At 64.9% G+C, this 2,404-nt stretch carries 2 protein-coding genes; one reads left to right on the forward strand and one right to left on the reverse strand.

The features are described from left to right. Positions 1 to 281 precede the first annotated feature (281 nt). Complete coding sequence (locus EN984_RS31325; RefSeq protein WP_127266623.1) at positions 282 to 1,655, forward strand: amidase; 1,374 nt, start codon at positions 282 to 284, stop codon at positions 1,653 to 1,655. Here EN984_RS31325 and EN984_RS31330 read toward each other — a convergent pair. After that, positions 1,649 to 2,404 (reverse strand): FAD-binding oxidoreductase (locus EN984_RS31330; RefSeq protein WP_164765781.1); only part of this gene is annotated, 756 nt, incomplete at its 5' end. The genes EN984_RS31325 and EN984_RS31330 overlap by 7 nt on opposite strands.

A 2,404-nucleotide genomic window follows, 5' to 3' on the forward strand; every position in this document is an offset into this window, starting at 1 on the left:
CCTCTGTCCTGCCGGACATCTCCCCCTCAAGTGGGGAGATTGGCAGCTTCGCCGACCGCGCGTTCTTGCAACGTTGAAGATTGGCGAAAGCCGTGACGCTATCCAATCTCCCCACTTGAGGGGGAGAGGCCGGCAGGCCAGAGGGGGGCGCCGTAGAGTGCCGACATCGGCAGCACAACTTCGATCAAGCACTAGCGAATACCGAATGCTCAACTCCGCTTGAAATCGCGCCGCGTTCCGCCAATTGGTCAGGCACGCGCGGCCAAGCCGGAGCATTCCTCATGGACATCGTCTTCTCCTCAACCGTCGATCTCGCTGCAGCCATCGCCAAGCGCAAAATCTCCGCCGTGGAAGCACTCGACGCCTATCTGGCGCAAATCGATGCGCACAACCATGCGGTGAATGCCGTCATCTCGCTCGACAGGGAAGGCGCCCGCGAGCGTGCCAAGAAGGCGGACGCTGCCCAGGCGCGCGGCGCCGCACCCGGACCTCTGCATGGCGTGCCGTTCACGCTGAAAGACATGCACGAAACGTCAGGCATAAGGACCACGGTCGGCTTCCCGCCCTTTGCCGACTATGTCGCCAAGCAGGACAGCCCGGTCGTCATCAGACTGAAAGCGGCCGGCGGCGTGCTGATGGCCAAGACCAATGTCGCGGCCATGCTTTCGGACTGGCAATCGAACAACCCGCTGTTCGGCCGCACCAACAATCCATGGAATCTCCAGCGCACGGCGGGAGGCTCCAGCGGAGGCGCGGCAGCGGCAATTTGCTTGGGGATGACGCCGTTCGACGTGGGCACAGACATGCAGGATTCGATCCGGCTGCCGGCCGCCTTTTGCGGTGTTTATGGCTTGAAGCCGACGGAGCATCGTGTCTCGCTGGCCGGTGCCTTCCCCGATCCCGGCGGTGCCGCGCGCAGCGTGCGGCTGATGTCCTGCCTCGGGCCGTTGGCGCGCAGCGTGCAAGATTTGGCGCTGATTTATCAAATCATCGCCGGCCCGGATGGAAGCGACACCGATCTTGCTCCGGTGCCGGTCCAGGATATGCCGAAGCTCGACCCTAGGACATTGCGCATCGCCTTCGCGCCGTCCTTTCCCGGCTTTCCGGTGGCCGGCGACATCAGCGCCGCAGTCGAAAACCTCGCAAGGCAGCTGCAATCGGCCGGTGCCCTCGTTGAGGAGGCAAAACTGCCGAAACTCGATCTGCACCACGATCTGGAGCAGGGCGGCGCGCTGATCGGCATGATGCTGGAGGCCGCGCAGCCGGAGTCGCCGGAGGAGCCGACACCGGTCTCGCGCTGGTTCGAGGCACTCGCCCGCCGCGACAGGTCCATTCTCGCCTGGGACCGGTTTTTCGAAAACCATGACGCGCTGCTCTGCCCGGTCGCCATGACTTCCGCCTTCCCGCATTGCGAGCCGGGCACGCCGATCACGGTCGACGGCAAGGAGCAGAGCTACTGGATGCTGCCGGCCTATGGCGCCGTCTTCAACTACAGCGGCCATCCGGCGCTTTCCATCCCATGCGGACAGGGCAGCGAGGGATTGCCGATCGGCTTGCAACTGGTCGGCAAACGCTGGTCGGAGTCACAGCTGCTCGGCATCGCCAGGGCAATCGAACCACTGACCGGCGGCTTTCGGCGTCCGCCCGCCTATTGAGCGAAACGCGACAATCCATAAGGGGCAAGTAAGGGGTCGCGCTCGCCGTCGAGGATTTCCCGAGCGGCGAACAGGCCGATGGCCGGCGCCAACGTGATGCCGGAATGCATGACGGCGACATAGACACCGTCCAAGCCCTCGGCGCGGCCAATGATCGGAAAGCCGTCGATCGGCGTCGGCCGGTAGCCGACCGTGTGGAAATCGAGTTCCAACCCATCGCTGTCGCGCAGCATGGCCTTCATGGCCGCAAACAGGGCGTGGGCGGTGGCTTCGGCATCCATGCCCGGATCGGCTCCGCCAAAATCCGAGCCGGCGATGATGCGGCCTTCCGCCGTCTGGCGCATGTGCAGCCGCTCGGCCAGCACCAGCCCGTTGAGCAGCTTTTCGTGCGGTCGCGAATGGACGATCAGGCCGGGCGGCGTTTCGATCGGCAGGTTGATCCCGGCGGTCGCGGCGATCTCCGGCGAGCCAACGCCGGCCGCGACCACCACCTCGTCCGATGCAATCAGGCCATGCGATGTGTCGACACCGGTGATCCTGCCGCCGGTCTGGACCAGGGCCGTCACCGTGCTGGAGATGGTCTTCGCGCCATGTCGCTTCGCGTCTGCCAATAGGGCACGGACGGCGGCCACGGGCTCTGCGACACCTTCTTCGGCAACATGCAGGGCAAAATCCGGAAGCTCGGTGAGATTGGGCTCGATGCGCGCTGCACCGGCGCGGTCGACTTGGCTGATGCCATAGCCCCAGGC

It is taken from the genome of Mesorhizobium sp. M7A.F.Ca.CA.004.12.1.1 (assembly GCF_003997835.1).
Taxonomy (GTDB): domain Bacteria; phylum Pseudomonadota; class Alphaproteobacteria; order Rhizobiales; family Rhizobiaceae; genus Mesorhizobium.

Excerpts from the sequence above, each read along its gene's own strand:
- EN984_RS31325 (WP_127266623.1), top strand. The coding sequence starts at position 282 with ATGGACATCGTCTTCTCCTCAACCGTCGATCTCGCTGCAGCCATCGCC.